The sequence below is a fragment of the Kitasatospora sp. NPDC050543 genome, from assembly GCF_044457565.1.
GTDB lineage: Bacteria > Actinomycetota > Actinomycetes > Streptomycetales > Streptomycetaceae > Kitasatospora.
In genome coordinates this window covers 120,598-127,406 of the sequence record NZ_JBITGZ010000023.1, presented here as the reverse complement: position 1 = coordinate 127,406, position 6,809 = coordinate 120,598, and the positions used below count along the sequence as shown (strand labels likewise).

The window sequence follows — 6,809 nt, the reverse complement described above, 5'->3', positions numbered from 1 at the left end:
CGGGGCGGCGGGGGGGGCGCACCCCCCCTGCTCCCATTTGGTGGTGCTGCCCGAGGCCCGTGCCGGGGGGGGCCCCCGCCCCGGGCCCCCCCCCGGGGGGGGGGGCCCCCCGCCGGGGGGGGGGGCCCCTTCTCCGCGTTGTCCGGGGGCCGCCTCCCGGCGGGGAGAGCCGGCCGGGTGAGCTGCCCCGCGTGGGCCGCGTACGGGCCTTCGGCAGGCCGTCCGCGCCGCCCCCGCGAGCTACTTCCTGACCAGTGAGCTGATCACCACGACGGCCAGCAGCAGCAGGAGCGCGCCGGTCACGATACGCATACGAGTCTTGGGGTCCACGATCAACGAGGGTACCCCCGGCCGGGCCGGGCATGGCGTTCGGGCCGCCCTTCCCCCAGGCTGGTGCTCATGCTGACCTACGACTCCAGCGGATTCCAGCTCGACGGCAGCCCCCTGCGCATCCTCTCCGGCGCCATGCACTACTTCCGAACCCGCCCCGAACAGTGGCCCCAGCGGCTCGCCGCACTGCGCGCGATGGGCCTCAACACGGTTGAGACGTACGTCCCGTGGAACCTCCACGAACCCGCCCCCGGCGACTTCCGGCGGCTCGCCGAGCTGCCCCGCTTCCTCGACGAGGCCGCCCGCCAGGGCCTGTGGGCGATCGTCCGCCCCGGCCCGTACATCTGCGCCGAGTGGGACAACGGCGGGCTGCCCGGCTGGCTGACCGCCCGGGTCGGCCGCCGCGCCCGCACCTCGGACCCCGAGTTCCTGGCCGCCGTCGACGCCTACTTCGACGCCGTCCTGCCCGGCGTGGTGGAACGCCAGAGCGACCGCGGCGGCAATGTGCTGCTCGTCCAGGTCGAGAACGAGTACGGCTCGCACGGCAGCGACGCCGCGTACCTGAGCCACCTCACCGAGGGCCTGCGCCGCCGGGGCGTGAGCGTGCCGCTGTTCACCTCCGACGGCCCCGAGGACCACCTGCTCAGCGCCGGCACCGTGCCCGGACTGCTCGCCACCGTCAACTTCGGCTCCGACCCGGAGGCGGCCTTCGAGGTGCTGCGCCGCCACCGCCCGCAGGACCCGCCGTTCTGCATGGAGTTCTGGAACGGCTGGTTCGACCACTGGGGCGAGAAGCACCACACCCGCGAGCCCGAGGACGCCGCCGACGCGCTGCGCCGGATCCTGGCGGCCGGCGGCTCGGTGAACATCTACATGGCCCACGGCGGCACCAACTTCGCCACCACGGCCGGCGCCAACCACGCCGACCCGCCCTTCAACTCCACCGACTACGTCGACTCCCCGTACCAGCCGGCGATCACCTCGTACGACTACGACGCCCCGCTGGACGAGCGCGGCGCGCCCACCGCCAAGTACGAGCTCTTCCGGGCCGTCCTGGCGGACTTCGCCGCCGAGCACCCCGTCGAGGCGCGCTTCCTGGACGACCGCGAGCCCGAGCTGCCCGGGCCGGCGCCGCTGCTGCCCGCCCAGGAGGTCGCCCTGACCACCTTCGCGCCGCTGCCGTACGGCGCCGCGGTGGACTCCCCCGTGCCACCGACCTTCGAGGAGCTCGGGCTGGAGCACGGACTCGTCCGCTACACCTTCCGGGTACCGGGCCCACGACCCGAACTGCCGCTCACCGTCGAGGGGCTGCGGGACCGCGCCACCGTCTGGGTGGACGGCGAGCGGGTGGCGGAGCTGGCCCGCGGGGTGGAGCACGCGCCGCTGGCGGTGCCCGGCGGGGTGACGGTCGAGCTGCTGGTCGAATCGCTCGGACGGGTGAACTACGGCCCCCAGGTCGGCGAGACCAAGGGGATCATCGGCGGCGTCCGCCACGAACGCCAGTACCTGCACGGCTGCCGCGCCGAGCCCGTCCGACTGGCCGAGCTGGCCGAGCTGGCCGAGCTGGCCGATCCGGCCGGCCTGGCGGGCCTGGCGGGCCTGGCGGGCCTGGCCGGACTCGGGTTCCGCCCCGAGCCGCCGGCCGAGCGGCCCTACCTCGCCCGGGGCACGCTCACCGTCCGGAGCCCCGGCGACACCTTCCTGGCCGTGCCCGGCGGGCGGTACGGGCAGCTCTGGGTGAACGGCTTCGCCCTGGGCCGCTACGACGAGCGCGGCCCGCAGCGCACGCTCTACTGCCCGCAGCCGGTGCTGCGGTCCGGCGTCAACGAGATCGTGCTGCTCGAACTCGGCGACGCCGAGCCGACCGTCGTGGAGCTGCGGGAGCGGCCCGACCTCGGCTGAACCACCGCACCTCCCGGCGCGGGGCCCACCGCCCGCGCCGGGAGCGCCACCCCGCTGCCCGCCCCCGGCGCGGCCAGGCCGCAGGTCACCCCGCGGCTGCTCCGGTCACGCCGAGCAGCGAGCCGCCGGTCGCGTCCAGGTACTGCCCGGTGATCCACCGGGAGTCGTCCGAGGCCAGGAACGCCACCACGTCCGCGATGTCGGCGACCTCGCCGACCCGGCCCAGCGTCGAGAACCCGGCCGCCCAGGCCCGCTGCTGCGGGTCGGCCAGCCAGGGGTTGATGTCGGTGACGACGAACCCGGGCGCCACCGCGTTGACGGTGATCCCGCGGGCGCCGAGCTGGTGCGCCAGCGTGAACGTCAGGGTGTTCAGCGCGCCCTTGGTCATCGAGTACGCGGCGACATCGGGGAGGGCGATCCTGGTCACGCCGGAGGAGATGTTGACGATCCGGCCGCCGTCGCGCAGCCGCTCCAGGCCGTGCTGGAGGATGAAGAAGGGCGCCTTGACGTTGACCGCGAAGACCCGGTCGAAGTCGACCTCCGACACCTCCTGGACCTGGCCGTTCAGGGCGATCCCGGCGTTGTTCACCAGGATGTCCAGCCCGGGTTCGGCGCCGGCCTCGGCCAGCCCCGCGTCGAAGGCCTTCCAGAGCGCCTCGGCGTCCCCCGGCACGCCGAGCTCGGCACCGACGGCGAAGGCCCGCCCGCCCGCCGCCGTGATCGCCTCGACGGTCTGCCCGGCCGCCGCGCTGTTGCTGCCGTAGTGCACCCCGACCAGCGCGCCCTCCCGCGCCAGCCGCTCCGCGATGCCCCGGCCGATCCCCCGACTGCCGCCGGTCACAAGTGCAGTCCGCCCCGCAAGCGTGCCCATGGCCACGCCCCCCATTTCTGTAGTGGTCGCTAATGAAATGAACCGTAACATGGTTCTGTAGTGCTCGATATAGAATCGGCCGCATGACCACCACCCAGCGCGGCCGCCCACGCTCCTTCGACCGCGAGGCAGCCCTGGAGCAGGCGATGCGGCTGTTCTGGGAGCGCGGGTACGAGGCGACGTCCGTCGCCGACCTCACCGCCGCGATGGGCATCCGCCCGCCCAGCCTCTACGCCGCCTTCGGCGACAAGCGCAGCCTCTTCGAAGAGGTCGTGGCCACCTACCGGCGCACCTACGGCGCACGCGGCGCCCAGGCCATGGCCGAGGAGCCCACCGCCCGGGCGGCCGTCGCCCGGCTGCTGCGCGAGGCCGCCGCCGCGGGCACCGACCCGGCCCACCCGTGGGGCTGTCTGCTGGTCAGCTCGGCCGTCAACTGCACCTCACCCGAGGTGGACCAGAGCCTGCGCGAGCTGCGCGACGCCAACCTCCGCGTCATCGAGTCCCGGATCCGCGCCGATGTCGCGGCCGGCCACGAGCCGCCCGGCACCGACGCCCACGCGCTCGCCGTCTTCACCGCGACCGTCATCCTGGGCATGTCCCAGCGCGCCCGCGACGGCGCCGGCCGCGCCGAGCTGGAGCAGGTCGCCGACACCGCGATGCGCGCCTGGCCCTGAGCACGGGCACCGAGGCGCCGGCAGCCGGCGGCCGCGGGCCGGCGGGTACGCGGGTACGCGGGTTGGCTCAGCCCTGCTGCCAGGTGGCCAACGGCCAGCTGCGGACGCTCTCGTAGTGCACGAAGCCGCCCGCCGTCTCGCTCTTCATCAGATGGACCTCGCGGGCCTGCCACTCGCCGCCCCGGAACTGCGCCAGACCCGCCGCCAGCGCCTCCAGCTCCGCCGCCACCCCGCGCTGGACCGCCCGCCGCATCCCGCGCGAGGACCCGCTCCTGGCCAGCGTCAGATGCGGGTGGAAGGTGAACGCGTCGCTCTCGCCGATCACTTCGGCCGCCGCCCCGGCCACCGCCTCCGCCAGCCGCCGCAGCGCCCAGGTCTCCCCGTCCACCCCGGCCCACAGCACCCGGTCCCCGAACCGCCCGCCGCCGGCCAGCCGCAGCCGGTGCACCCCGTGCCCCGCCACGGCCGCGTCCAGCACCCCCTCCAGCTGCGGCAACTGCTCCAGCGGCACCTCGCCGAGGAAGGCCAGCGTCAGGTGCCAGCCGTCCACCCCCGTCCAGCGCAACCGCTCCGCGCCCGGCAGTTCACGCACCGGGGCCACCGCGTCCGCCAGCTCCTGCATCGCTTCGACCGGCGGCAGCACCGCCACAAAGAGCCTCATGGCCCCATCTTCCACCGCGGCCCCACGTCGGCTAGAACGGTTATCCATGAAGATTCGCACCGGCGGCCCGGACGACGCGGCCGACATCATCGCCCTGCTGGACTCCGCCATCGCCTGGCTGGCCTCACTGGGCCGCACCGGCCAGTGGGGCGACCGGCCCTGGAGCAGCCGGCCGGCGGCCGTCGAGCACATCCACGGGTACACCCGGGACTTCCTGGTCCGGCTGGCCGAGGACGCCGGCGGCCGCACGGTCGGGTGCTGCGTGCTGGCCGAGGTGGCGCCCGACTACGTCACGGCCGCCCCGGAGCGTGAACTGTACGTCCGTAACCTGGTCACCGACCGTTCGCGGTCCGGCTCCGGGATCGGCGCCGCGCTGATCGCGGACGCGGTCGAGGAGGCCCGCCGCCGGGGCATCGGCCTGCTGCGGGTGGACTGCTACGCGGGCGACGACCGGCGGCTGGTGGGCCGGTACCGCGCCCTCGGGTTCACCGAGACGAACGCCTTCGAGGTGCAGCAGCCGAGCGGGCCGTGGCCGGGCCAGGTCCTGGAGATCAGGGTCTGACGCCGGAGCGCGGCAGGACGATCCGGCCACCCGGCGGGCCTCCGACCGCCCGGGTGTCCGACCGCCCGTCGGGCCGGGACCGCGTTGCGCGGCCCGGCCCGACGGTGGTTCAGCAGGCCTCGGCCAGCTGTGACTTGACGGTCGTCGCGGTGCGCGGCACCAGGGCCACCACCCGGCCGCCGCGCCCCGGGTGCAGGTCCACCCGGAGTCTCAGTTCGGCGCTGCGGGCCAGCACCAGGCCGACCACCAGCGCGGCGATCGTCGAGACCACCCCGCAGGCGAGCAGGCCCAGCCGGGGGCCGTACACGTCCGTCACCCAGCCGACCAGCGGGGCGCCGATCGGCGTGCCACCGGTGAAGACCAGCACCAGCAGCCCCATCACCCGGCCCCGCATCGCGGGATCGGTGGCCAGCTGGAGCGCCGAGTTGACGGAGGTGTTGAAGCTCAGCCCGAAGATCCCGATCAGGGTCAGCAGCAGGGCGAAGGACCAGTAGCCGGGCGCGAAGGCGGCCAGCACCTCCAGCAGCCCGAAGCCGAGCGCCGCACCGACCAGCCGGCGCAGCCGGGGCGCGCCGCGCCGGGCCGCGAGCAGCGCGCCGGCCAGCGAGCCGACCGCCATCGCGGTGTTCAGCAGGCCGTACTGCCCCGCGCCGACCTTGAAGGTGCCGTAGGCGAAGCCGGAGAGCAGGGTCGGGAAGTTGAACCCGAAGGTCCCGATGAAGCCGGCCAGCACCATCGGCCAGATCAGCTCGGGCCGCTCCCTGACGTACCGCAGCCCCTCGCGGAGCTGGCCCTTCTCGCGGGCGATCGGCGCGGTCGGGCGCAGCTCGCCGGTCCGCATCGCGAGCAGTCCGGCGATCACGGCGACGAACGAGAGCGCGTTGACCGCGAACGCCCATCCGCTGCCGACGGCCGCGATCAGCAGGCCGGCCACGGCCGGGCCGACCAGCCGGGCGGTCTGGAAGTTCGCCGCGTTCAGGCTGACGGCGTTGGCGAGGTCCTTCGGGCCGACCATCTCGGAGACGAAGGCCTGCCGGGTCGGGTTGTCGACCACGGTGACCAGGCCGAGCAGCAGCGCGAAGAAGTAGACGTAGTACGGCGTCACGATCCCGGCGATGGTCATCGCGGCGAGGCCGGCGGCCAGCAGGCCCATCGCGCCCTGGGTGGCGATCAGCAGCCTGCGCTTGGGCATCCGGTCCGCCAGGACGCCGCCGAACAGGCCGAGCAGCAGCATCGGCAGGAACTGCATCGCGGTGGTGATGCCGACGGCCAGCGGGCTGCCGGTCAGGCTCAGTACCAGCCAGTCCTGGGCGATGCGCTGCATCCAGGTACCGGTGTTGGAGATCACCTGGCCGGCGAAGAAGTAGCGGTAGTTGCGGATCCGCAGCGAGGAGAACATGCCCCCGGGGCGGGTGAATTCGGCGCCGGTGGGGCTGGAACCGGTGGATCCGGTGTCGGACGCGGCGGGGGAGGCCGCCGCGGTCCGTTCCTCAGGGTCGTCGTCGCCGGTGCCCGGCAGGCCCGTCGGGGCGGGCGCCTGGCTCTCGGCGGTGGCGGCGGTGGCCGCGGTGGGGTCGGTGCTCTGCTCGTCGGTACGGATGGCGGCGGCGCTGGCTGCGGCCGGCGGTGTCACGGTGGTCTCCCCTCGGTGCGCGATGACGGGCAGGTTCGCCGTCGCGCTTCTGGTGTCGGTGATCTGTGCTGCGGTGATGCGGTACTCCTTCGTCCGGTCCGGTGCCTTCGGGCCGTACGCCCCTCGTGCGCGCACCCGGGTGGGTACGCGCACCGTCGTGCGACCTGCGTCCTGCG

The 6,809-nt window shown here is 74.5% G+C and carries 6 protein-coding genes; 3 read left to right on the top strand and 3 right to left on the bottom strand.

The window, feature by feature from the left end; genetic code table 11:
* The first annotated feature begins 399 nt into the window (after positions 1 to 399).
* Complete coding sequence (locus tag ACIBH3_RS25670; protein WP_396314424.1) at positions 400 to 2,232, top strand: beta-galactosidase family protein; 1,833 nt, start codon at positions 400 to 402, stop codon at positions 2,230 to 2,232.
* Positions 2,233 to 2,317: 85 nt separating this feature from the next.
* On the opposite strand, the gene ACIBH3_RS25665 is transcribed toward ACIBH3_RS25670, so the two are convergent.
* Positions 2,318 to 3,103, bottom strand: a complete 786-nt coding sequence (locus ACIBH3_RS25665; protein ID WP_396314423.1) for an SDR family oxidoreductase — start codon at positions 3,101 to 3,103, stop codon at positions 2,318 to 2,320.
* An 83-nt stretch (positions 3,104 to 3,186) separates the two neighbouring features.
* Here ACIBH3_RS25665 and ACIBH3_RS25660 point away from each other — a divergent pair, with 83 nt between their 5' ends.
* Positions 3,187 to 3,777, top strand: coding sequence for a TetR/AcrR family transcriptional regulator (locus ACIBH3_RS25660; protein ID WP_396314422.1), 591 nt, complete (start codon positions 3,187 to 3,189; stop codon positions 3,775 to 3,777).
* Between the two features lie 67 nt (positions 3,778 to 3,844).
* On the opposite strand, the gene thpR is transcribed toward ACIBH3_RS25660, so the two are convergent.
* Positions 3,845 to 4,438 carry an RNA 2',3'-cyclic phosphodiesterase gene (gene thpR / locus ACIBH3_RS25655; RefSeq protein ID WP_396314421.1) on the bottom strand — a complete coding sequence of 198 codons (594 nt, stop codon included), beginning with the start codon at positions 4,436 to 4,438 and terminating at the stop codon, positions 3,845 to 3,847.
* 46 nt (positions 4,439 to 4,484) lie between these two features.
* Between thpR and ACIBH3_RS25650 the strand changes: the two genes are divergently transcribed.
* Positions 4,485 to 5,000, top strand: a complete 516-nt coding sequence (locus ACIBH3_RS25650; protein WP_396314420.1) for a GNAT family N-acetyltransferase — start codon at positions 4,485 to 4,487, stop codon at positions 4,998 to 5,000.
* Positions 5,001 to 5,109: 109 nt separating this feature from the next.
* Here the strand turns inward: ACIBH3_RS25650 and ACIBH3_RS25645 are convergent, their stop codons facing one another.
* Positions 5,110 to 6,633: an MFS transporter gene (locus tag ACIBH3_RS25645; RefSeq protein WP_396314432.1), complete on the bottom strand. Its 1,524-nt coding sequence runs from the start codon at positions 6,631 to 6,633 to the stop codon at positions 5,110 to 5,112.
* Positions 6,634 to 6,809: the final 176 nt, after the last annotated feature.